This is a genomic window from Geomicrobium sediminis (assembly GCF_016908595.1).
In the GTDB taxonomy this organism is placed as follows: Bacteria; Bacillota; Bacilli; order Bacillales; family Marinococcaceae; genus Geomicrobium_A; species Geomicrobium_A sediminis.
Map to the genome: position 1 here is coordinate 492,328 of NZ_JAFBEC010000001.1, position 24,062 is coordinate 516,389.

A 24,062-nucleotide genomic window follows, 5' to 3' on the forward strand; every position below is an offset into this window, starting at 1 on the left:
CCCAGGTAGCTCCTTTTGCTTAGATGTCTAGATCATTCCATAACTCTTTTAGCAACGTGTAGCTGTAGCGTCGTTTCTGTTGGTCATGAATGTCTGTTGTGACGATTAATTCTTGGAAACGCGTTTCGTCATGGAACGCTTTTAACTCTTCGGCAACTTTAGCTTGATCACCGACGAATGAGTATTTCAGCATGCTCATCACTTGTTCTCTTTCCATTGGCGACATGTAGTCATCAACGTTGTCAACAGGTGCTGTATCAATGGTACGGTTCCCACGAATAATGCTTAGGAACTTCAACTTACTTGTGGAAGCTAACCGCTCTGCTTCTTCAACCGTATCCGCTAATGTCACATTGACCGTTACCATAGCGTAAGGTTCATCCAAGTACTTAGATGGCTGGAAACGCTCGTGATAGATCTTAAGCGCATTGTGAAGTTCCTTGGGTGCAAAGTGACTGGCAAACGCATAAGGTAACCCCATAGCTGCTGCCAATTGTGCACCGTACGTACTCGACCCTAAAAGATACACAGGGACGTTCGTATCGTGACCTGGATACGCTTTTACAGGCAGATCAGCATCACTTAAATATTGTAAAATTTCATTGACGTTTTCAGGAAATTGATTCACGGCATTTCTCGTATCACGGCGTAACGCTTGTACCGTCATCGGATCCGTCCCTGGCGCTCTACCAATTCCAAGATCGATTCGTCCTGGGTACATGCTTTCCAATGTCCCAAATTGCTCTGCGACGATCAGTGGCGCATGATTTGGGAGCATAATGCCACCAGAGCCAACACGAATGTTCTTACTATGACCTGCCAAGTAACCAATCAAAACAGCCGTAGCTGAACTTGCAATACTTTCCATATTATGATGTTCTGCAACCCAATAGCGATGGTAGCCGAGTTCATCTGTATGTTGAATAAGTTCTTTACTATTATGAAACGCATCTGTAGCGGTTTGTTCCGGCAATACAGGCGCCAAATCCAATACCGACAAGGCGAGCTTAGTCATTCGATACATCCTTTCTTCTTGCATCTAATACCTATAAGACACCATACACATTTGACTCACAAATGAACAGCAATCTGCTTATTACCTTAGTATATGGTCATGTCCTTTTATTCATTCGATGCATGTTCTTAAATCGAGTGGGAAACCTGTTAGCAAGAAGGAGGTTCTAAAAATGGATAAACGTATGATGTACGGTGCTCTTTCATCCATTCTTGTCATTAGCGCCCTTGCCGCTTGCAACGATGATGATTTTAACACCCCAAATGAACCAGAAGTTAATGCGCACATCAATGGTGACGACTTACACTTACAAGTTTCCGAAGGAATCCATAGCAACACAGACGAAGCAGATTTAGAGTAATGATATGCACTTATAGCGAGCAGGCTTTTTGCTTGCTCTTTTCCATACTTAGTAAGCCCCTATATTGAACGACTCTTCAGTCACTCTGTATTGGGATGGCACGACCTTTCATTCATTTGTAATGAAACTTTGAAGATTCCTTGTAGCAGACTGAAACATGACTGGTGTACAATCAATATAGAAAGAGGGGGCTTTGCATTGATGAAGGAACTCTGGTCATGGATTAAGACATTTATTATCGTTATCGTCATTTTGTTCGTCGTCCGAACATTTTTACTTGGTAATTATCTCGTAAACGGCTCATCAATGATGCCCACGGTCGAACACGGTGACCGTATGGTCATTAATAAAATGGCCTATACATTTTCAGAACCTGATCGCTTCGATGTTATCGTTTTTCATTACGATGAACATAACGACCACGTAAAACGCGTAATTGGACTCCCTGGCGATGAAGTGGAATATGCGGATGATACTCTCTATATAAACGAACAACCGATTGACGAACCGTTCACGGATGATACAACCGAAGACTTTACGTTCGACGTGATCGGTGAAGGACAAGTAATCCCAAAAGGCGAATACTTTGTCGTTGGTGATAATCGCAACAACAGCATCGACAGCCGAGCAAGTGGTTTCGTTTCAGAAGACGAGATCGTCGGAAAAGCAAGCCTTCGTTATTGGCCTTTGAATCGATTCGGGACACTAAATGAATAAACAGAGAAAAAAGTAGCCCTGATCCTCCTACTCGTCGAAGATCAGGGCTTTTGCATGCGCATTTGTTCGTATAGTTTATCGTTTGGCAGCGGTTACATCAATGGCCTGCTTGTATTCTCGCTTTAACTCATCAATCGTATCTTTCAGGCTCGAAATCTGATTGACTGATGTAACACCTTGACCCGCGCTCCAGATGTCTTTCCAAGACTTCGCTTCTCGTCTTGAGCGGTTAGCATCGTATTCACCTGCTGGCTGCAAATTCGCCGGGTCAAGCCCTGCTGCTTGCATACTCGGTACGAGGAAGTTCGCGTTTACACCGCTAATGGCATCTGTATAGAGAATATCATCAACTTTAGAGTTAATGAGCATTTCTTTATATCCGTCATTTGCCATCGATTCAGTCGTTGCGATCAGCCTTGTTCCCATGTACGCAAAGTCTGCGCCAAGAACCTCTGCTGCGAGCACTTCATTCCCATTTGAGATACAACCTGCAAGGACGACTGTCCCATCAAAAAATTGTTTCACTTCCGAAATGAACGCCATCGGATTGAGCAACCCTCCGTGTCCACCTGCTCCTGCGCAGACGAGAATAAGTCCATCAACACCGACACTCGCAGCCTTTTTCGCATGCTTCGTCGTAATGACATCGGAGTAAACTTTGCCTCCGTAACTATGTACGACATCAACGACGGGCGTTGGATTTCCTAAAGACGTAATAACGAGTGGCGGCTGAAAGTGACGAATCCGCTCTAAGTCTTCTTCGTAACGCGCATTGGACTTATGAACAATTAAGTTCACACCCCACGGTGCGATGGTTTGATCTGGATTCTCTTCTTTCGCTTTCTCAAGCTCTGTCTTAATCTCCGTCATCCATTCTTCAAGCGCTTCACCAGTACGGGCATTAAGTAGCGGGAAGGTGCCGATCACTCCTTGCTTACAAGTCTCGATCACCCACTCTGTTCCAGAAACGAGAAACATTGGCGCTGCAATGACGGGTAAATCTACTGCGTCTTTTAGCATCGAACTCTCTCCCAACTCGTTAGAATATTCAATTTATAGCTTATCACACTCTGACTGAATCGTCACTCAGTTTTAGCGACAAGCTTGTCTTTACACCAAGTTAAAAAAGGTTGATCGCAACATAATAAAGCGATCAAACCCTCTTAAAAAATTATGTTAAAAATTCAGAAAAAGTTGTGTACGTAACTATCGTTGCGATACAGATTCTGTGTTCTTCTTATACTTTACTTTCGTCGCCTCTCCCCCTCGAAGGTGACGAATTGATTTGTGATATTCAAGAATCATTTTCACCTCATTCGCAAGTTCTGGATTAATTTCGGGTAATCGCTCCGTTAAATCTTTATGAACAGTACTTTTAGAAACACCGAATTCCTTGGCGATTGTCCGGACGGTTTTACGGGTTTCCACAATGTACCTTCCAATCTTGATCGTTCGCTCTTTGATGTAGTCATGCACACCGCTCGCCTCCCAGTCTGGATGGTTTATTACAGTTTATTAACCTAGACTGGCAGATATACCAAAAAGTCAGTAAGGACAAGGGTTTGCACAAAAAAAGCTTTCAAAAAACACCGCTACCTGCCCGTTTGCCCTAAAAAAAGTTAAGAACGTTTCCCTTTATAACTTATGTTGCATCGAACATTCACTAAAACTTCGAACCAAATTTCCTTTCATTCTCACGGAGATCCACTGTGACTTCACGCGTTTAACTGAAAAGGTCTTCTACCCATCACATAATCCTTTAGAAAGGATATGGGGCTTCTCACTAGCTCATGCACCGATCGGGATGATTAGATTCGTACATTCAGAAATGACTGCTTCTAACCTCCTAAACGCAAAAAAAGCACGGTCAACAGACCGCGCCTCAAAAATTCATTTAAACACTCGCACCTTTTTTATCCTTTGCAATGGAATCAAGTCGAGTAATTAGATCTTCACCCACCCCGGCTGTGCTCTGTCTATTCCCGAGCCCTAAGGCAGTAGAGCCTTGATCGTATGCATTTGAACCGTGTTCACTAAAGTCGAGACCGGCAAGCTCTTCTTCTTCACTAACACGAATGCCTCCACCTAATGCACCAATGATCTTAACCACTACGAAAGTAGAACCGAGTACCCAAGCCATCACTGCTGCAACGCCGAGTGCTTGTATGCCTAGAAGTGCAACACCACCGCCATAGAACAGCCCACCTTCGAGGGCAAATAATCCGACAGCTACGGTTCCCCAAATTCCACAAATCCCATGAACAGCAATCGCACCAACTGGATCATCAAGCTTTAATTTGTTATCAAGTAGTGCAACGGCTTCAACAAGAATGACCCCTGCCACAAGACCCATAATGAGGGCACCAATTGGTGCAACGTCAGCAGCACCGGCAGTAATCCCAACGAGACCAGCAAGTGCACCGTTCATTGTAAGTGAGCCATCAACTCGCTTATATTTAAGCATTGTGTACAGGGCGGTTGCGACTACCCCACCTGAAGCACTTAGTGCTGTACAAACGACGATCGACGTTAACAACGGATCAGCCGGAGACAATGTACTTCCTCCGTTAAAACCAAACCAACCGAACCAAAGAATAAATACACCGAGAGCACCGAGCGGCAAGTTGTGTCCTGGAATTGCATTCGCCGAACCGTCCTTATTGTACTTCCCGATTCGACCACCGAGGATGAACACCGCTACCGCAGCCGCTGCTGCACCGGTAAAGTGAACAACTGTCGAACCAGCAAAATCAACGAAACCGAGGTTTGCGAGCCAACCATTGTCTGACCAAATCCAGTGTCCGACCATTGGATAGATAATCACAACCATCGCTACCGCAAGTGCAATGTAACTGCCAAGCTTCATCCGCTCAGCGACAGCCCCCGAGATGATCGTCGCACAAGTAGCAGCAAACATTGCTTGGAATGCAAAGAAGCCAATGTCGTCAACGCCACTTAAAGCAAAACCACTCATTCCTAGAATTCCACCAGCCGTATCGCCAAACATAAAGGCAAAGCCAACGACGTAAAACGCAATGACCGCAGTTGCCATCGTTAGTAAGTTCTTCATAAGAATATTAACCGCGTTCTTCGATCTAGAAAACCCGGTTTCTAACATTGCGAACCCTGCATGCATAAAGAAAACCAAAAACGTTGCGATCATGACCCACATCGTATCTACTGCAACAGCATCCATATTCGTTCCTCCTTAGTCGTTTCTTTCTTGTTTTAAGAGATTGCTTCAACTCCGCGTTCCTTCGTGCGAATTCGGATCGCTTCTTGAACATCAAAAACAAAAATCTTACCATCGCCAACTTTTCCGGTGTAAGAACATTCAGTTATAAGTTCGATAATTTCATCAAGCTGTTCTTCGCCAATGACCATTTCGATCTTAACTTTAGGAAGCAACGTTACTTCAAATTTATTCCCTCGAAAGACCCCTTCTTGACCTTTCTGCTTCCCACAACCCGCTACTTCAGATACAGTTAAGCCTTTCACGCCAAAACTCTCTAATCGTTTGCGAAGCGTTTGGAAATGTTCAGGACGGATGATTGCTTCAACTTTCTTCATGCTCCTCCCCCTTATGTAAATATAGTTAACATCTAACGTTATGAAAATTATCATAATCCTTCAAAAAGGAAAAAGCAAGAATAATTTTTTGAAAATTTAAATAAAGCGCTTTCATAAAGATTTCTGCTGATGACGGTTTTAAACAACAAAAAAAGCCCTCGAAATCGAGGACTTAAGCGTTTTGCCATTTATTATTCTTCTGTATCTTCGTCGTCTGAATCGTCTTCATCCGTTGACTCATCTTCTACGGGAGCGTCTTCATCTTCACGTTCATCTGCTTCATCTTCGCCTTCTTCGTCAGAGGGCGTATCCGTTTCATCTGCAGGGGTTGTACCTTCTTGAATTCCTTCTGAATCATCAAATGACATGTCAGCCATACGTAGATCTAATGCTTCCATCGGGTTGTACGCAACACCGCTTTGACGAACTTCAAAGTGTGCGTGTACGCCTGCATCTTGATTGTACTCATTTTCTCCAGCTGAACCGATGATTGTTCCTTTTGTTACGGTATCGCCTTCTTCAACTTGTAACCCTTCTAAACTATGATACGCAGTTACAAGATCTGAACCGTGAGAGATTTCAACAACATGTCCTAAAAGTGGATCTTGTTCAGCTTTAATGACTTCACCGCTAAGAGCTGCTGTTACGTCAAACGATTCTCCATCTGGATTCGCAAGGTCAATTCCTTTATTTTGGTAATACGTCTGGTTGTAGTAAACGAGTGCAGCTTCTTGCTCTTCAGCCGTCGCATTATGATCATAGAAATGTCCAACAACTTCTACGACAGACTCATCAAAAACTGGGAGTTGCATGTGCTCTTCTTCAACACCAACTGGCATTGCTTCTTCATCATTTGCATCGTTTCCAAAGTCGAAGATGCTTTCTTCTTCTGCTGGTTCTCCCTCATCATCTGCAAGGTCAGTTCCGCCACCTTGGAAGATAAAAAATGAACTGAGTAACACGGCACAAACGCTAAGATAAACAGCTGGCCAAAACCACGGTTTTTTTGTTATTTGTTTCATTTGGCCTTGGTTTTCTTTTTCCTGAGAAACTTTTTTCTCTTGATCTTTCATTTGATCACCACCTCAGCAACCAGTCTGATCATTTTCACAGAAAGATATACACCTATTAAAAAAATTTTTAGATAGTTCTTGAAAAACAATCAAAAAGAGTTGCCCCCAAAGGACAACTCTCCATATTACTCATCCTCTTCAACAGTGTTTAGTGCGTACTGTTCAAGCTGTGAGTGATGATTTTCAATTTGGATTTCTTGATAATAATGAGCGACGATCTCATCATAACTTTTCCCGCTCTTTGCCATACCGTCCGCTCCGTATTGACTCATGCCTACACCGTGACCCCAGCCTTTTGTACTTACAACGAGTTCATCGGCTTCCCTATGCCACGAGAAATCACTTGAATCAAGTCCTAACGCTTCACGAATCTCTCTACCGTGGAATGTTTCCCCTGAAATCGTAACTTCTTGCACACGCCCGCCTTCAGTTCTTTCCGTAATTGGAGCGAATTCTTCCGTAGCAGGGATACTTACACCTAACTTCGCTTCTGCATCACTTACTGGAATTCTTACTGTGTTCGTAAAACGAGGGGAATTGTTTTGGTCCCACGGACTTTCAACACTTTTTAAATAAGGTAACTCATTTGCCCAGTAATCTTCGGCATTTTCCGTATAGCCATTGCTCGTCGAAAAAAACGACGCAGTAATCGGCGTTCCTTCGTGAGTAATCACTTCACCTTTGGTCGCGTAAACCGCTTTTTGAATTCGTTCCATCTTCTCGTCGTAGTCGCTGCCCCACAACTCTTGAAGCTCTTCGTTACTATGATAGACTTGGTGCGACGTCGTATCGGTTACGAGTGCGCCTTCTGGTAATTGGATGCTTTCTTCATTCTCCATCTGCTTCACAACAAACGTTCTCGCAACAAGTGCTTGTGCTTTTAACGCTTCCATCTCAAATGATGCAGGCATCTCACTTGCTACGACCCCAGCAACGTATTGTTCAAGCTCTACTTCTTGAACCGTCTCACTTGCATCACGGTATACAGGGACAAACACTTCTTCAACTTCCTCTTTGCCCACTTCTTCTTCAGCTCTTTCTCCTTTGTCTTCTGCCACATGGTCTACGGCAAGGTCCGTTGCTGCCCTCGAATCAGAGAATAGCATCACGAGTACAGCGGGAAGGACGATACATACACTAGTTAGTACACTGATGACGACGAAGATCTGCTTCAAATCTGAAGTCCCTCCATTCCTACTTGTCCACTTGCATCTATCTTGACTGAACCACTATCATCGTATGGCGTCAAAAACACAAATAGAACATCAGGAATAAATCGAATCAGGACGTTTCAATTGTATGAGACTGCTTTGAACTCGTAAGAAGACTCGCAAGCACATAACCGACGAGTGATAAGACGACCGGAAGAACGACAGAGTGCATGCCAAACGGTTCTGGAGCAAAGACAGAAATGGCAATGTAACTGACAACCCCAAGAATAATCGAGGCCAATGCTCCGTATTTGTTTCCACGCGCCCAATAGAGCCCAAGCACTAATGGCCATACGAAAGCTGACTCCAATCCACCAAACGCAAACAAATTCAACCATATGAGCAAGTCCGGGGGACTAAGTGCAAAGAAGACGACCGAGATCCCTAACACACTCGTCACACCAATACTCACTTGTTTAATCTTCTTCTCCGTTGCCTTTGGATTCACATAGTTATAATACACATCTTTTACGACCGCTGAACTTACCATAAGAAGCAACGCATCAACCGTCGACATAATCGCAGCCATCGGTGCAGCAAGCACTATACCTGCGAGCCACGCCGGTAACACGGTCATCGCAAGTGTTGGCATCACCGTATCCGGTTCATCGATACCAGGTAAAATTGGACGCGCAAGCACACCTGCTAAATGCATGCCGAACATCATAAATGCCACAACGATCGTTCCGACAATCAATGCTCGGTGCATTGAGCGTGAATCTTTGTAAGACATGGCTCGAACAGCGATTTGCGGAAGCCCAACAACCCCAACACCGACTAAGATCCAAAATGAAGACACATATAATGGGGTTAAACTTCCATCGTGACCGAACGGCGTAAGTAGCATTTCATTCTCTTGAGCGAGTTCCGTCATAATGTTCTGCATGCCGCCTCCAGCAATCACAGTTGCGACTAAAAGGATTAACGTTCCTGCAAACATAATCAAACCTTGAATCATATCGGTTACAGCAATAGCACGAAAACCACCGATAATCACGTAAACGAGTACTGCTGCCGCAAACACAAAAAGCGCCGTTGTATAGCTCAATCCCGTAATCGCTTCAATAAGACGCGCACCGCCGACCCATTGTGCCGTCATCGCAGCAAATAAGAAGATAATAATGCTAAACGCACTTAAAATGACCACCGCTTTACTATTGTCATAGCGCACTTTCATATAATCAACGAGCGTTACTGCATTGTAACGACGGGCCATAATCGCGAATTTCTTCCCGAGAATAAGTAAGACGAAGTAGCCTGTTGCAACTTGCGCCATCGATAACAGCACCCAGCCAAGTCCTTCTGTATACGCAACACCTGGTCCACCTACGAAACTACTTGCACTTCCATATGTAGCAATCATTGTCATCGCAAGAATCAATCCGCCAAGCTCTCGACTCCCAAGAAAGTATTCTTGCATAAAATCCGATTTTGCATAAACCGTCTTTGATGACCAAAAGCCAACGACAAATACAATCGCCAAAAAAATAATAAGAGGAATCATCACACCCCAATTCATGAGTGGTCTTCCTCCTCATCTAAAGGAACTTCAGTTAGGAAAAACTTTACGACGATGATGACGAGTATAATCATAAGAAATGACCCCACAACACAACTGTAAAAGAACCATGCCGGCATTCCGAATATAAATTGATATTCCGAGACAGGTCCTGAACCTAGTCCATAGGCAAATCCGTACCACCAGAGAAAATTGATCGCGGCAAGTGCCACACCGATCCAGGCTTCACGGTTTGCAACTTTAAAACGCCAATCCATCACTTTCCCTCCTTCACTTCAACATTCTGTAAGAAAATCGTACGCAAACGCTTCGTAACAGTCAAGTTTTGACAAAAAAACAACCGCAGACACGAACGGTCTACGGCACTAATGATCATACTATTTAGTTGATGGCTTCGTTATCAATCAAGCGCACAGAATCTTCGTCTGTTGCTTCTTCAACCGTCACACGCTCAATGCGCGCGCCGATGCTCTCAAGCTTCTTGTGAATATCCACATACCCACGATCAACGTGGCGAAGCTCTGTAAGCTCTGTAACACCTTCGGCAACAAGGCCTCCAAGAATTAATGCAGCGGCCGCACGTAAGTCTGTAGCAGCAACTTCTGCACCTTGTAACTTCGTAGGTCCTGTTACAATCGCTGAACGATCTTCAATCTTAATGCTCGCATTCATACGACGGAACTCTTCAATGTGCATGAAACGGTTCTCAAATACCGTCTCTGTAACGACACTCGTTCCTTTCGCTTGCGTTAACAACGCCATGAATTGCGCTTGCATATCTGTCGGGAAGCCCGGATGTGGCATCGTCTTAATATCTACAGGACGAAGAATATCTGGACCGATAACACGCATTCCATTCTCTTCTTCCTCGATGACAACACCCATTTCACGCATCTTGGCAACGAGTGGTCGTAAGTGCTCTGTAAGTGCACCTTCTACGAACACATCTCCACCTGTAATCGCAGCTGCAACCATAAACGTTCCAGCTTCAATACGGTCTGGGATAATTGTGTGATCAGCAGCAACGAGACGATCAACACCTTCAATGCGAATTGTCGCTGTTCCTGCTCCGCGAACTTTTGCTCCCATTGCATTCAAGTAGTTTGCCAAGCAGACAATTTCAGGTTCTTCTGCAACGTTCTCCATCACAGTCGTTCCTTCAGCAAGTGCTGCTGCCATCATAATGTTCTCTGTAGCACCTACACTTGGGAAGTCCATGTAGATCTTCGCGCCTTGAAGACGACCTTCTACACGAGCTTCAATATATCCTTGACCAATCTCAACGGTTGCACCCATTGCTTCGAATCCTTTAAGGTGTTGATCAATCGGTCTAGAACCAATCGCACATCCACCAGGTAGAGCAATTTGGACGTTTCCAGTACGGGCTAAAAGTGGACCCATTACAAGAAACGATGCGCGCATCTTTCTCACGTATTCAAACGGTGCATTCGGTCGTAACGACCCTTCTGCGTTTGCATAGAATGTCCCGTCTTTATAATCAACATCCATTTGCAAATGATTCAATACACTCTTCATCGTGTATACATCTGCGAGTGCTGGTACATCATATATGGTGCTAGTTCCTTCTTCGGCTAATAATGAGGCTGCGAGCACAGGTAAAACGGCGTTCTTTGCACCTTCCGCTTTGACCGTTCCTTTGAGCCGTTTGCCTCCTCTGACTCTAATTTTTTCCAACGTATTCCCCTCCGCGTCCATAAATAAATCATTTCACTGTAACACGCCTCCGCTGTACCGCGGATCGGCTATACTGGATCGCTTGGCAACCAGACAGGAATGCTCACTTCGTTCTCATACTATTCACTAGCGTGGATGGGCGTTCCCATCAAGACCTCGTTCGTTACGCCCATTTCATTCTTGGCTGGAACCAAATTCATGTCATGTCTTATGTCATCCACTTACATACAAGTACATTGCATAAGTATCTTTTCAAAACGCACGTACTAAGACGACATGCGTGATAAAAAGTTACAAATTAAATTTCATTTTTTTAAAAGGCTACAAGTGCCTATTCCCAACGTGTACCATTGTAAAACGTGCTTTTTGTACTACTTTGTGTCGTTTTATTTCTTGTTACGTTGTAGTGTTTACGAATTTATTGACCCCATACATAAAAAGTGATCAAAACAAATATCGCAAGTTTAACGCTTGATTTAGGTACTCAAGGAAGAAGCTTGTCACAAGGTGAGTAATCGCAACAGCAATCAAAATAAATAGCATCATTCCTCTGCCACTTTTCGGATGCCAGATTAACTTCTCAAGTTTTAGCGATTGCAAACTCCACCATACGATCACAAGAATGAACAAACTAAACGTTATGTGTAACAGTGCATGTTGTCCAATATGATCAAACATCAACAAGCGAAAAATTCCTTTCTGTTCGAACGACTACTATGTAATCTTTCGACTAATCAAACGAACCTCACTAAAAATCCACAACGGGTTAATTATATCAAATGCTTTTGAACATGTCGACAGAACGAATAGACTCAGTTTAAAAGGGTTTTGACAGGTTTATGACGATCCCTCCTAATCGCCCTTGTAGTTAAGTAAAACCTAGCCTTTTTATGGTGAAACTACTCAAATAATCCAAGATTATTACTATGCAAAGAACCCAATAAATCACATATTTAATTGTGACAGTTGTATGAATAATCAATTCGTGCAGGGACAGTCCCCCATCACTTTAAAGCAGTGGGAAACTGTCCCCGCAAAAAAAGCTGCCTGACCTAATGGTCAAGACAGCTTTTTATTATTTACCTGCTACTTGTAAACGAGTTTCAGCTCTTTTTAGAGATGCTTTTGCCCGTTTTTGATCGACATCATTGTCGTTACGTAGACGTTCTTCGGCACGAGATTTCGACTCGTTTGCGCGATCAACATCTATATCTTCTGGGCGCTCGGCTGATTGTGCGAGAATCGTTACTTTGTCAGGGCGAACTTCCATGAAGCCACCGCTCACAGAGATTTGATCTTCACCGCCATCTCGTTTCAACCGGACTGTTCCGATGATTAGTGGAGTGACGAGCGGAATGTGTCCAGGTAGGACACCGATTTCTCCGACTTCAGTTCTCGCAGAAATCATTTGCACATCATTTTCGTAAACGCTCCCGTCGGGGGTAACGACGCTAACATTGATGGTTTTCAAAGTAATCGTCCTCCTTTTCCAACGGGTTTACTATTTCTGTGCTTTTTCGAGAACTTTATCGATTCCACCTACAAGACGGAATGCGTCCTCTGGAACGTCGTCGTGCTTACCTTCAAGAATTTCTTTGAAGCCACGAACAGTTTCAGCAACTGGAACGTAAGAACCTTCCATACCTGTGAACTGCTCAGCAACGTGGAAATTCTGAGAAAGGAAGAACTGGATACGACGCGCACGAGCTACGACAAGTTTATCGTCTTCAGATAACTCATCCATACCGAGGATGGCGATGATATCTTGAAGTTCACGATACTTTTGAAGTGTTTGCTGTACGCTCATCGCAACGTTATAGTGCTCTTCACCGACGATTTCAGAAGAAAGTGCACGTGATGTTGATGCAAGTGGATCCACGGCAGGGTAGATACCCATATCAGAAAGACGACGCTCAAGGTTTGTTGTTGCATCCAAGTGAGCAAATGTCGTTGCTGGAGCCGGGTCCGTATAGTCATCGGCAGGTACGTAAATCGCTTGGATCGACGTAACTGAACCTTTTTTCGTTGACGTGATACGCTCTTGAAGTTGACCCATCTCTGTTGCAAGCGTTGGCTGGTAACCTACCGCTGAAGGCATACGGCCGAGTAGAGCAGATACCTCTTGACCTGCTTGCGTAAAACGGAAGATGTTATCAACGAAAAGAAGTACGTCCGCGCCTTCGCGATCACGGAAGTGCTCCGCCATCGTAAGACCAGTAAGTGCTACACGCATACGGGCACCAGGCGGCTCGTTCATCTGACCGAAAACCATGGCAGTTTTACGAATAACGCCAGAGTCCGTCATCTCGTGGAAAAGGTCGTTTCCTTCACGAGTACGCTCACCTACACCTGCGAATACTGAAATCCCGCCGTGCTCTTGAGCGATGTTGTTGATTAACTCTTGAATGAGTACAGTTTTACCTACACCTGCACCACCGAATAGACCGATCTTACCACCCTTAACGTAAGGAGCGAGTAAGTCAACGACTTTAATTCCTGTTTCAAGAATCTCAGTTTTCGTTGTCATGTCATCAAATTCTGGTGGTTGACGGTGAATTGGGTCTCTTGGTACGTCAGCCGGGATTGGCTCGTCCAAGTCAATTGCATCACCGGTTACGTTAAATACACGACCAAGTGTTGCTTCACCTACCGGTACAGAAATCGGCGCTCCAGTGTCAACAGCTGCAGTTCCACGTTGCAAACCGTCTGTTGAACCCATGGCTACGGTACGGACTGTATCATCACCAAGGTGGAGAGCGACTTCAAGTGTAACGTTAATATCAGCATCATTTTCAGATGTTGCTTTTTGTTCAACAAGTAAGGCGTTGTTGAGTTCTGGAAGTTCGCCACTATTAAAGCGAACGTCAACAACTGGACCCATCACTTGAGTGATGCTTCCTTTGCTCATCCTTTTGACCTCCTTTGTAATCCTGCTGTCGTTCTATAATCGATTAGTTGGCAGCGTTCGCACCGCTAACAATCTCGTTAATTTCTTGGGTAATCGCAGCTTGACGAGCACGGTTATACACGAGCGTTAACTCACCAACGAGGCTATCTGCGTTATCGGACGCAGCGCTCATCGCAGTCATTCTCGCACCAAACTCAGCAGCCTTTGCATCAAGCAAAGCTCCATAGATTAAGCTCTCACCGTATTGTGGGAGAAGACCTTCTAGGATGACAGCTTCATTTGGTTCGTACTCGTAGCTTGGCGTAGCACTTGCATTTTCGCCAAGTTCCTCAGCCAAATCAGTAAGCGGTAATAACTTGTTCTCTGTCACATCTTGACGGATCGCGCTGACAAAGTGGTTGTACCACATGTACAGCTCATCAATTTCCTCGTTCTCAAACATACCGATCGCTTTACGAGTAATCGTTTTGATCTCATCAAATGATGGTGAATCAGAGAGTTCAGTTACGACCTCACTCACTGGGAGACCGAGTCGTCTTGCATTGTCACGGCCGATTTTACCGACCATGATGATTGTATATTCATCCGTTGACTTGTGTCGTTCTTTGAGTTTCTTCGTCAAATCACGAATGAGACTTGCGTTATAACCACCAGCTAGACCTTGGTCAGATGTAATGACTACATAGCCGGTCTTTTTCACCTCACGGCTCTCCATCATCGGATGGCTGATGTCGGTGTCGCCAGTTGCGATACTTCCTACAACCTCTTGGATCTTCTCCATATATGGTTGATAAGCTTGCGCTTTTGCTAGGGCACGGCGCTGCTTAGATGCAGCAACCATTTGCATCGCTTTGGTCGTTTGCTTCGTCTTTTTCGTAGAATTAATTCTTGACTTTATCTCACGTAAAGAAGCCACTGTCGTCTCACCACCTTTTCACTGAACTCAAAACGTTACTCTTCGTCAGAAGTACTAAATGTCTTCTTGAACTCAGAGATGACACCGTTGAATTCTTCTTTATCAGGAAGGTTACCTGTTTGGCGGATGCCTTTAAGCAATTCTGCAGCGTTGTTATCCATGTACGTAAACAATTCTTTCTCGAAGCGAAGAACGTCTGCTACTGGAATATCATCGAGGAATCCGTTAACAAGAGAATAGATAATCGCAACTTGCTTCTCAACCGGAATCGGAGAGTTCAAGTCTTGTTTCAACATTTCTACGGTACGTTGTCCTCGAGCAAGTTTTGCTTTCGTTGACTCATCTAGGTCAGAACCGAACTGTGAGAATGACTCAAGCTCACGGAATGATGCGAGGTCTAGACGTAGCGTACCTGCTACTTTCTTCATTGCTTTAATCTGTGCTGAACCACCTACACGAGATACTGAGCTACCTGCGTTTACGGCAGGACGCACACCTGAGTAGAAGAGGTCAGACTGCAAGAAGATTTGTCCGTCTGTAATTGAAATTACGTTTGTCGGAATGTATGCAGAGATGTCACCAGCTTGTGTTTCGATGAATGGAAGGGCCGTAATCGAACCGCCACCTTTTGCATCGCTCAACTTAGCCGCACGCTCGAGTAAACGAGAGTGTAGGTAGAATACATCCCCTGGATATGCTTCACGACCTGGAGGACGACGAAGAAGTAATGAAAGCTCACGATAAGCAGCTGCTTGTTTCGTAAGATCATCATAAATAATCAATACGTGCTTGCCGTTGTACATGAACTCTTCACCCATTGATACCCCCGCATAAGGTGCGAGGTAAAGAAGTGGCGCTGGGTCCGATGCGTTTGCGGCAACAACGATTGTATAGTCAAGAGCACCTTTTTGACGAAGTGTCTCAGTAAGACCAACAACGGTTGATTGCTTTTGACCGATTGCTACGTAAATACAAATAACGTCTTCTTCTTTTTGGTTAAGAATTGTATCGATCGCTACTTGCGTTTTACCTGTTTGACGGTCTCCGATAATTAACTCACGCTGTCCACGACCGATTGGAACCATCGAGTCGATTGACTTAATTCCAGTTTGAAGTGGCTCGTCTACCGACTTACGATCCATAACGCCTGGTGCGATCGCTTCAATTGGGCGAGTCTTCGTTGTACCAATTGGTCCTTGTCCATCAATTGGTTGACCAAGTGGGTTTACAACGCGGCCAAGAAGTTCTTCACCAACAGGTACTTCCATGATACGACCTGTACGTTTCACTTGGTCGCCTTCACGAATTTGATCATATGGTCCTAAAATAACAACACCGACGTTGTTTTCTTCTAGGTTCTGAGCAAGACCCATAACACCGTTTGAAAACTCAAGGAGTTCTCCGGCTTTTGCGTTTTCTAAGCCATGTACACGTGCCGTACCGTCACCAATTTGGGTGATTGTACCGACTTCGCTGGCTTCAACTGTCGATTGAAAGTTTTCAATCTGTTCTTTGATCAGCGCACTGATCTCATCAGGTTTGATGCTCATACTGTTCACCCCTCACAATTAACAATTTACACTGACATAATTTGTCGTTCGAGCTTCTTAAGTTGGTTACGAACACTACCATCGTATACAGTGTCACCGATACGAACGATAAGTCCACCCAACATATCTTTATCCGTTTCGTTCTTCACACGAAGTTCACGATCGCCGATCTTCGCTTGGAATTTCGAAGTGATCGCTTGAAGCTCTTCGTCTGTTAACGCTCTTACGGAATACACGGTCGCTTCTTCAATGCCAAGAGCTTCGTTAGCAAGTGCTACAAACTCATCAATGACGTATGGCAACGCAGCCATGCGATCACGATCATTTAGAACGTACAACGTGTTTTTTACGTAATCATGCATTGCAGAAAACCCGTCTTGAAGCAAAGCACGTTTTTCAGACTTGGATAAACGCGGATGAGCAAGAATGGCTTGTAGTTCCGGAAGTGATTCGAAGACGCTTTTGACTGTCGTCAACTCTTCGCTTACGCGAGATAGGACTTCCTTTTCTTTCGCCAGTTGGAATAATGCACTTCCGTAACGTCCAGCTACTTGGAAGTCACTCATTTTGCTTCAACCTCTTTTAGGTAACTGTCAATAAGCTTCTCTTGTTCTTTTTCATCCAATTCTTTCTCAATCACTTTCGTTGCAATGGCAACAGAAAGGCTGGCGACTTGATTACGAACGGACTCAAGGGCTTGCTCTTTTTCACGCTCTATATCTTGAACGGCAGCTTCTTTAATACGCTCTGCCTCTTGCTTTGCTTGCTCAAGAACTTGACGAGATTGTTGCTCACTCATCTTGCTCGCTTGCTCAAGAGTTTCTTGTGCCTGAACACGTGCTGCTTTTAACTCTTCACGTTGTTGCTCCAAGTATTTTTCTGCTTCAACACGGCTCTTCTCGGCATTGTCAAGATCGTCGTTCACTTGATTTTGACGTTTCTCCATAATGCCCATTAAAGGCTTTAAGGCGAACTTACCAATGATAAGCATGAGTACAGTAAAGGCAGCTAATGAATAAAATATCGTGCCCCACTCAATACCTTCTGAGAGTATCTCCATCGTTTACGCTCCTTTCAGCTCATTCGTTAAACAGTGATACATAAGGAATGGCGAAGGTTCTACAACAAGAACGCTATCGCCATCCATCATCTTCTTACGATTGACAAAACTTACGCACCAACACCAAAGAGCATGAGGATTGATACAACGATCGCGATAATCGGAACTGCCTCTGCAAGTGGGATCCCGATAAACATTAGAGTTTGTAAAGAACCGCGAAGTTCTGGTTGACGTGCTACCCCTTCAAGTACTGCTTTAACGATAATTGCAACACCGATCGCTCCACCGACGGCTGCTAGTCCAGCTGCTAATCCAATTCCAAGATGCATAAATGACATCCTCCTTTAATGTAGTTAAAAATTTATAATTGATAACATGCTCTTATAGGCGAGCAGGCGTTATTCATAAAGTTAGTGCGACTCAACTTTGTGAGACATGTAAACCATTGCAAGCATCGCGAAGATATACGCTTGTAAGGAACCAATAAAGATACCAAACGCTTGCCATACCATCGTTGGTGCGAACATAATTCCTCCCCAGAGTAAGCTGGAGGCACCAAGGCCTACGATAAGAAGCATTAATACTTCTTTCGCAAATACGTTACCGAAAAGACGCATTCCGAGTGTTAGCGTGTTTGCAAACTCCTCAATGATCTTAAACGGGAACAAGAACCACTTCGGGCGGAAATAATCCATTAGGTATTCTTTCGAACCTCTTAGCTTAATTCCGTAGATGTGTGTTAACACAACGACAAATGCCGCTAGTGTAAGTGCTAAGAACGGATCAGATGTCGGTGACTTCCAAATAACACTGTGTGTTTCATAGGTTGCCATCTCGAACGGAATCCCCATCATGTTCGACACAAAAATTACGAAAAGTAATGTATATGCGAGTGCGATGAAGCGGCCTCCGGTTTTCCAGTCCATGTTCGCTTTAATGATTCCTCGACAGAAGTCGACGACCCATTCAATGAAGTTTTGCAGACCTGTTGGTCGCATCGCCATTTTTCTTGCTCCTAAGAATGTAAAGAGAAAGACGATTAATCCGGCGATCGTAAACGTTATCATCGTTGTAACGTTGAACGTAATCGGAGTGCCAAAAAGTTCAAAGGGCGTCCAGTATATTGATTGTGCGCTCATAATTTCACCTCACTTTTCGTAATTGTAAGAGCATGTCCACCGAAACAAACAAATACAAGGCCCCATACCCAGCAAGTACTGCCCAAAGCGTAAATGACTCAGGATTAAGTAGTGCAATGATTACGGCTAGTACAATGACCCCATACCGTAAGACCATGCTAAAACCCGCGATTACATTTGAGAAGAAGTTGGATGATTCGCCAACTGCAGCTGAGCCTACGACGGCTGTTTTAATGTACGTGGACGTGAAGCTAATCATTGAGGAAAAAATCCCTAAAAGAAATCCGAGGAATGAGGCTTCAAAAGGTGTTAGGAATAGCCCAATCATACAAACAATTGCTACGATTGCCACCACTCGAAAATATAATCTCATACGTTCTTGTAGTGGCGTAGGCATCATTTGTCATCGTCTCCTAAAAATGGCTTAATTACCTGATACGCACCATAAAAACCTGCTGTCATACCAAGTAGCAAGCCTACAATAAGAAGAAATGGGGTTGTTCCTAAATGCCCATCAGCCCAATATCCTAATAATAAACCTCCGAACATCGAACCGATCATGGAAAAAAGAACCGACGACACAATTGCGACACCTTTATGAGGGTTTCGCTTGCCGTTGTCTCCTGCCATTTGGTTACTCCCTTCGGAATCTAAGATTAATCACCTGTACTACTACACGATAATCAATCATCATACCCTCAGTAATCGTACAATAGGGATACATTGATGTCAACGAGGGATATACAAGGAAAATCCCTCCGCAACAGCGATCGGTAAATTCTACTTTGTGTCAAAAGATTGACAAATTGTAAATTAGGTCTTGTATCATAGCAGCAATATCAAATTTTTGTGATAGTTATGCTTTAAAGACTCAAAAAGATTGGAGAAACTTAAGGTTAAGCTCCTCCATCCACATTACTTCTTCTTTCTCGATTCTAATAATAGAATTTTGGATTCGACCGTATCTTCTCGATCTTTTAACTTTGCATAGACGAGAACGTGATAAAGCCCTGGATCCAATTGCACAGCGTCCTTATGAAGGCGTTTTTCAAATACACCTTTTGGAATATCCGTTTCATGATCAAGTGTCATAATGTACGTAAAGGTATCTGGATCATAAAGAGAGATCTCCAATTCTTCTGCTCCGCCAGGTAAAAACACTTCGTACATCCAATCCCCACCGTTAGGTAGCTTCCCGAATTGAAATGCACTAACTCTCGGATAATCTGGCTCATCACTGAATAACAGAAACGGTAACGTGATATCCTCTTGCCCACCTGTTACTTTAATTTGCCCGTCAACACGCTTGAAGTCGATAATGTCGGTTTCAATCTCAACACGGATCGTCACGTCCTTCGATTGACCCGGTTCGACTGTAACCGGCATTGGCATTTGCCACTTTAGGCCTGTACCGAGTGATGCCGGGACATCAAAGCGATACGTTCTCTTCTCTTTACCGTGATTTTCAATCGTGAGTTCTTTCTCAAGTCGTTGGCTTTCTTGTTGTTTCGGATCCCCATCCCATACACCAAAAGAAAGCGCACCAGGATAAACGAGTGTATCACTTCGAACGGCTGCTTCGATATCGACACGACCAGATCCTTGAACAAATGGAGGATAGCGCTCGCCATTCTCTGACACGAGGGGAACTGCCGTATTCATGAGCGCTGCTTTGACTTGTTCGGGTCCCCACTCTGGTTTTGCTTGTTTCAAAAGCGCTGCCGCTCCGGCAATGTGAGGCGCTGCCATACTCGTACCGTTCAACGCCATGTAACCGTTCGGCACAGTGCTGTCGATATCAACCCCTGGTGCAACCACATCCGGTTTAATGTCCCACGTTTGCGTGACAGGACCTCTTGAACTAAACAACGCCATATGATCGGTTTCTTCTACGTACTTCGTCTCAATCATGGCATCTTCACCATTCTGTTCAATCCACTCACGCAACCGCACACCGTCATGATGATCAATTGTCGCAGCGGTAAAGGCTACAGGTTCTTCGACACCCGCTGCAAACGTCCCAGGAATATTATTCATCAAAAGTACCGCTTTTGCTCCAGCTTCTTTTGCATTCTCTAATTTTGCTTTAATCGGTATTCCACCACGCTCAATGAGCACGACCTTGCCTTCTACACTTATTAAATCTTCCGGCATCCCAAGATGACCGTCAACGAGGAGATTACTTCGTTTTAGGTCCCAAGGCTTCGACCCTTGAATCGCGTGTAGACCGATGTTCTCTTCACCGTCTGAAACACGGATTTGTGGCGCTTTTAATGGTGGTGTAGACGCACCGACTGAAATCGCCTTTGAAGACGTCCCTGGCGAACCGACGCTCCATAGGTCCGGGCCACTATTCCCATTTGAAGTGACTGTAATAATGCCTGCTTCCGTCGCTTTATCTAGCGCCAAACTCGTCGGCCAATCTGGACCGTTAATTGGGCTTCCGAGTGATAAATTCAATACGTCAACTTCGTCATCAATCGCCCGTTCAATTGCTTCTAGAATAAAGGATGTTGACCCTTGGCCTTCTGGACCGAGGGCGCGATAAATGTACAGCTCCGCTTCAGGCGCTACGCCTTTCACACGTCCATTTGCTGCAATAATCCCTGCAACATGAGTACCATGAAACGTCTGTGCTTTTCCTCGAATCTTCGACTCCATCGGATCGTCATCTTTGTCAACAACATCGTAGCCTTTAACATAACTTCGGCTTAAATCAGGATGATTGTAATCGATGCCTGTATCAATCACACCGACTTTGACACCTTTTCCAGTCAGCCGCACACCGCGGTCCTCTAGTTCAGATCGAAGGTTATCTGCGCCGATGAACGGCACACTTTCTTTTAAAGACACTTCGTAATCTACACTTGCGTCAACTGCACTAACGCCAGCAATCGCCTTTACTCGTTCTGCTTGTTCGCTCGTAAACCGATAAGCTGCCCCTTTAATACTATTCTCATATATAAACTCCGGTTCAATTCCACCGACTACTTCTTCAATTCGGTTCATCGTTTCGCTATACGACTCACTCATTTGGACAATATACATTTCTTTTGACGGCTGAGCATGTACGCTCGTAAATGATGTTAGTAAAATAACCATCGACATCATAAGGGCGGTTATGCATCGGAACGTATTCTTCATCACCGACCTCCTTTATAGCATTTAGAATGCGCTAGAGGATGCCGAAACATACAATCACTTTTTACAACAAAAAAAGAACCTTCTCACACCGAGCTGAGAAGGTTCTTTTTCATAAATGTCATTTACTTCGTTCCGAAAAGACGGTCACCAGCATCGCCAAGGCCTGGTACGATGTAGCCTTTTTCGTTTAGCTTTTCATCAAGTGCTGCCAAGTAGATGTCAACGTCCGGGTGATCTTGTTGTACTTGTGCAACGCCTTCTGGAGCAGCGATGAGGCACATTAACTTAATGTTTCTTGCTCCGCGTGTTTTTAACGAGTTAATCGCTTCAACTGCAGATCCTCCAGTTGCAAGCATTGGATCTACAACGATTAAGTCACGCTCTTCAATGTCTTTAGGGAGCTTTACGTAGTACTCAACAGGTTGAAACGTTTCAGGATCGCGGTAAAGACCGACATGTCCTACTTTTGCTGTTGGGATTAAGTCGAGGATGCCCTCTACCATTCCTAGACCTGCACGAAGAATCGGGACAATTCCAAGCTTCTTACCAGCGATCACTGACGATTGTGCTGGACCTACTGGTGTGTTGATCGTCACTTCTTCAAGTTGAAGATCACGAGTGATTTCGAATGCCATTAACGTCGCGACTTCATCAGTTAACTCACGGAACTCCTTCGTTCCTGTTGATACATCACGAATGTACGTAAGTTTATGTTGGATGAGTGGATGATCAAATACGTATACTTTACCCATACTGCAAACACGCTCCTTTTATTGGTTCTATTTCTAAACTCTAAAGAGTGAAATCGATAAATGCCTTTGAAAATTCTACAGAAAAACAGACCTTGATTCAAGTCATATTTTATCCAAATTGCATCAAAACTATGGCAAGATAAAAGCCGTCATAAGAAAAAGCAGGAATACGTGCCTCCTGCTTTCCTCTCACTCTTTATTCGTACATCGGAAACTTACTCGTTAACGTTTTTACACGTTGACGTGCTTCAGCAAGCTTCTCTTCTTGTTCCATGTTGTTAAGCGTGAGTCCGATAATCGCAGCGATCTCATCCATATCTTCTTCTTTAAAGCCACGAGAAGTTACGGCTGCCGTCCCGATTCGAATACCACTTGTCACGAATGGACTTTCTGGATCAAACGGAATGGTGTTTTTGTTCGTTGTAACACCAACATCATCCAACGCTTTTTCAGCCACTTTACCTGTTAGACCTAGTCCTGTTAAGTCTAGTAGAAGCAAGTGGTTGTCTGTCCCACCAGAAACGAGGTTAATGCCTTCTTTCTGTAAGCTTTCCCCGAGTCTTTTTGCATTGCGAATAATTTGAGCTGCATAGTCGTTAAATGACGGCTGCAATACTTCTAGGAAAGAAACTGCTTTTGCTGCGATGACGTGCATCAGTGGACCACCTTGAAGACCTGGGAAGATCGACTTGTCCACTTTTTTCGCAAATTGTTCCTCACAAATAATCAAACCACCGCGTGGCCCACGTAGCGTTTTGTGAGTCGTTGACGTTACAAAATGAGAATGAGGAACTGGGTTGTTGTGAAGACCAGTAGCAACTAGACCTGCAATATGAGCCATGTCGACCATAAGATACGCGCCAACTTCATCGGCAATCTCACGGAAACGTTTAAAGTCAATTTCGCGTGGATAAGCAGAAGCACCTGCAACGATGAGTTTCGGTTGATGAGCTTTAGCTAGCTCAAGAACCTTGTCGTAATCGATGCGATGATCATTCTCCGTTACACCGTATTCAACGAAGTTGTACTGAACACCACTAAAGTTTACTGGACTACCATGCGTCAAGTGTCCACCGTGAGAAAGGTTCATTCCGAGCACGGTGTCGCCATGCTCAAGAATCGTGAAGTAGACACCCATATTCGCTTGTGCACCCGAGTGGGGTTGAACGTTTACATGGTCACCACCGAAGATTTCTTTCACACGATCTCGTGCAAGATCTTCAACGACATCTACGTGTTCACAACCTCCGTAGTAACGACGACCCGGATACCCTTCTGCATACTTGTTCGTTAAAACAGAACCTTGGGCTTCCATGACCGCTTCAGATACAAAGTTCTCCGATGCAATCAATTCGATCTTTTCTCTTTGGCGTTGTAATTCATCTTGAATAGCTTCAAAAATGGCAGGATCTTGACTTGCGACATGTTTCAT

Annotated in this window: 26 protein-coding genes; 2 read left to right on the plus strand and 24 right to left on the minus strand. The window is 44.3% G+C overall.

Features of this window, described 5'->3' with window-relative positions:
- Positions 1 to 19: 19 nt before the first annotated feature.
- Positions 20 to 1,015, minus strand: coding sequence for an LLM class flavin-dependent oxidoreductase (locus JOD17_RS02465; RefSeq protein WP_239575118.1), 996 nt, complete (start codon positions 1,013 to 1,015; stop codon positions 20 to 22).
- A gap of 172 nt (positions 1,016 to 1,187) precedes the next feature.
- Between JOD17_RS02465 and JOD17_RS02470 the strand changes: the two genes are divergently transcribed.
- Both JOD17_RS02470 and lepB read left to right on the plus strand, forming a co-directional pair.
- Positions 1,188 to 1,376: a hypothetical protein gene (locus JOD17_RS02470; protein WP_204695552.1), complete on the plus strand. Its 189-nt coding sequence runs from the start codon at positions 1,188 to 1,190 to the stop codon at positions 1,374 to 1,376.
- Between the two features lie 201 nt (positions 1,377 to 1,577).
- The gene (lepB, locus tag JOD17_RS02475) at positions 1,578 to 2,093 is read left to right on the plus strand and encodes a signal peptidase I (protein WP_204695622.1); all 516 of its coding nucleotides are present in this window, start codon (positions 1,578 to 1,580) and stop codon (positions 2,091 to 2,093) included.
- A 75-nt stretch (positions 2,094 to 2,168) separates the two neighbouring features.
- Here the strand turns inward: lepB and JOD17_RS02480 are convergent, their stop codons facing one another.
- The 23 genes from JOD17_RS02480 to glyA all read right to left on the minus strand — a co-directional run bounded on the left by JOD17_RS02480 (position 2,169) and on the right by glyA (position 24,062).
- A complete protein-coding gene (locus tag JOD17_RS02480; protein ID WP_204695553.1) occupies positions 2,169 to 3,113 on the minus strand; it encodes an NAD(P)H-dependent flavin oxidoreductase in 945 nt (314 codons plus the stop codon).
- Positions 3,114 to 3,299: 186 nt separating this feature from the next.
- Positions 3,300 to 3,569, minus strand: a complete 270-nt coding sequence (spoIIID, locus tag JOD17_RS02485) for a sporulation transcriptional regulator SpoIIID (protein ID WP_204695554.1) — start codon at positions 3,567 to 3,569, stop codon at positions 3,300 to 3,302.
- Positions 3,570 to 3,987: 418 nt separating this feature from the next.
- Entirely contained in the window at positions 3,988 to 5,289 is a 1,302-nt protein-coding gene (locus JOD17_RS02490; RefSeq protein ID WP_204695555.1) for an ammonium transporter, read from the minus strand.
- A gap of 32 nt (positions 5,290 to 5,321) precedes the next feature.
- Positions 5,322 to 5,663 carry a P-II family nitrogen regulator gene (locus tag JOD17_RS02495; RefSeq protein WP_204695556.1) on the minus strand — a complete coding sequence of 114 codons (342 nt, stop codon included), beginning with the start codon at positions 5,661 to 5,663 and terminating at the stop codon, positions 5,322 to 5,324.
- A gap of 191 nt (positions 5,664 to 5,854) precedes the next feature.
- Positions 5,855 to 6,736, minus strand: a complete 882-nt coding sequence (locus tag JOD17_RS02500) for a stage II sporulation protein SpoIIQ (protein WP_204695557.1) — start codon at positions 6,734 to 6,736, stop codon at positions 5,855 to 5,857.
- 125 nt (positions 6,737 to 6,861) lie between these two features.
- Entirely contained in the window at positions 6,862 to 7,911 is a 1,050-nt protein-coding gene (spoIID, locus tag JOD17_RS02505; RefSeq protein WP_204695558.1) for a stage II sporulation protein D, read from the minus strand.
- 106 nt (positions 7,912 to 8,017) lie between these two features.
- A complete protein-coding gene (gene panF, locus JOD17_RS02510; protein ID WP_204695559.1) occupies positions 8,018 to 9,466 on the minus strand; it encodes a sodium/pantothenate symporter in 1,449 nt (482 codons plus the stop codon).
- Positions 9,463 to 9,723, minus strand: a complete 261-nt coding sequence (locus JOD17_RS02515) for a YhdT family protein (RefSeq protein ID WP_204695560.1) — start codon at positions 9,721 to 9,723, stop codon at positions 9,463 to 9,465. Before JOD17_RS02515 ends, panF begins: the two co-directional genes overlap by 4 nt.
- Before the next feature lie 124 nt (positions 9,724 to 9,847).
- Complete coding sequence (murA, locus tag JOD17_RS02520; protein ID WP_169964064.1) at positions 9,848 to 11,161, minus strand: UDP-N-acetylglucosamine 1-carboxyvinyltransferase; 1,314 nt, start codon at positions 11,159 to 11,161, stop codon at positions 9,848 to 9,850.
- 444 nt (positions 11,162 to 11,605) lie between these two features.
- The gene (locus JOD17_RS02525) at positions 11,606 to 11,839 is read right to left on the minus strand and encodes a DUF1146 domain-containing protein (RefSeq protein ID WP_204695623.1); all 234 of its coding nucleotides are present in this window, start codon (positions 11,837 to 11,839) and stop codon (positions 11,606 to 11,608) included.
- 397 nt (positions 11,840 to 12,236) lie between these two features.
- On the minus strand, positions 12,237 to 12,632 hold the full coding sequence (locus JOD17_RS02530; RefSeq protein WP_042358131.1) for a F0F1 ATP synthase subunit epsilon: 396 nt from the start codon (positions 12,630 to 12,632) through the stop codon (positions 12,237 to 12,239).
- A gap of 30 nt (positions 12,633 to 12,662) precedes the next feature.
- Complete coding sequence (atpD, locus tag JOD17_RS02535) at positions 12,663 to 14,069, minus strand: F0F1 ATP synthase subunit beta (protein ID WP_204695561.1); 1,407 nt, start codon at positions 14,067 to 14,069, stop codon at positions 12,663 to 12,665.
- 43 nt (positions 14,070 to 14,112) lie between these two features.
- Positions 14,113 to 14,985, minus strand: a complete 873-nt coding sequence (gene atpG, locus JOD17_RS02540) for an ATP synthase F1 subunit gamma (RefSeq protein ID WP_042358130.1) — start codon at positions 14,983 to 14,985, stop codon at positions 14,113 to 14,115.
- Between the two features lie 35 nt (positions 14,986 to 15,020).
- Positions 15,021 to 16,535, minus strand: a complete 1,515-nt coding sequence (gene atpA, locus JOD17_RS02545; protein WP_204695562.1) for a F0F1 ATP synthase subunit alpha — start codon at positions 16,533 to 16,535, stop codon at positions 15,021 to 15,023.
- Positions 16,536 to 16,561: 26 nt separating this feature from the next.
- The gene (locus JOD17_RS02550) at positions 16,562 to 17,101 is read right to left on the minus strand and encodes a F0F1 ATP synthase subunit delta (RefSeq protein WP_204695563.1); all 540 of its coding nucleotides are present in this window, start codon (positions 17,099 to 17,101) and stop codon (positions 16,562 to 16,564) included.
- Complete coding sequence (atpF, locus tag JOD17_RS02555) at positions 17,098 to 17,595, minus strand: F0F1 ATP synthase subunit B (RefSeq protein WP_042358128.1); 498 nt, start codon at positions 17,593 to 17,595, stop codon at positions 17,098 to 17,100. The genes JOD17_RS02550 and atpF overlap by 4 nt, the downstream gene beginning before the upstream one ends.
- A gap of 110 nt (positions 17,596 to 17,705) precedes the next feature.
- Positions 17,706 to 17,924 carry a F0F1 ATP synthase subunit C gene (atpE, locus tag JOD17_RS02560; RefSeq protein WP_042430586.1) on the minus strand — a complete coding sequence of 73 codons (219 nt, stop codon included), beginning with the start codon at positions 17,922 to 17,924 and terminating at the stop codon, positions 17,706 to 17,708.
- Positions 17,925 to 18,005: 81 nt separating this feature from the next.
- A complete protein-coding gene (gene atpB / locus JOD17_RS02565) occupies positions 18,006 to 18,734 on the minus strand; it encodes a F0F1 ATP synthase subunit A (protein WP_042358126.1) in 729 nt (242 codons plus the stop codon).
- A 4-nt stretch (positions 18,735 to 18,738) separates the two neighbouring features.
- The gene (locus JOD17_RS02570; protein ID WP_042414633.1) at positions 18,739 to 19,134 is read right to left on the minus strand and encodes an ATP synthase subunit I; all 396 of its coding nucleotides are present in this window, start codon (positions 19,132 to 19,134) and stop codon (positions 18,739 to 18,741) included.
- Positions 19,131 to 19,364: an AtpZ/AtpI family protein gene (locus JOD17_RS02575; RefSeq protein ID WP_042358124.1), complete on the minus strand. Its 234-nt coding sequence runs from the start codon at positions 19,362 to 19,364 to the stop codon at positions 19,131 to 19,133. Before JOD17_RS02575 ends, JOD17_RS02570 begins: the two co-directional genes overlap by 4 nt.
- 285 nt (positions 19,365 to 19,649) lie before the next feature.
- A complete protein-coding gene (locus tag JOD17_RS02580) occupies positions 19,650 to 21,878 on the minus strand; it encodes a S8 family serine peptidase (RefSeq protein WP_204695564.1) in 2,229 nt (742 codons plus the stop codon).
- A 122-nt stretch (positions 21,879 to 22,000) separates the two neighbouring features.
- Positions 22,001 to 22,630 (minus strand): uracil phosphoribosyltransferase, encoded by a 630-nt coding sequence (upp, locus tag JOD17_RS02585; protein WP_042358122.1) that lies wholly within the window; start codon positions 22,628 to 22,630, stop codon positions 22,001 to 22,003.
- Between the two features lie 196 nt (positions 22,631 to 22,826).
- Complete coding sequence (glyA, locus tag JOD17_RS02590; protein ID WP_204695565.1) at positions 22,827 to 24,062, minus strand: serine hydroxymethyltransferase; 1,236 nt, start codon at positions 24,060 to 24,062, stop codon at positions 22,827 to 22,829.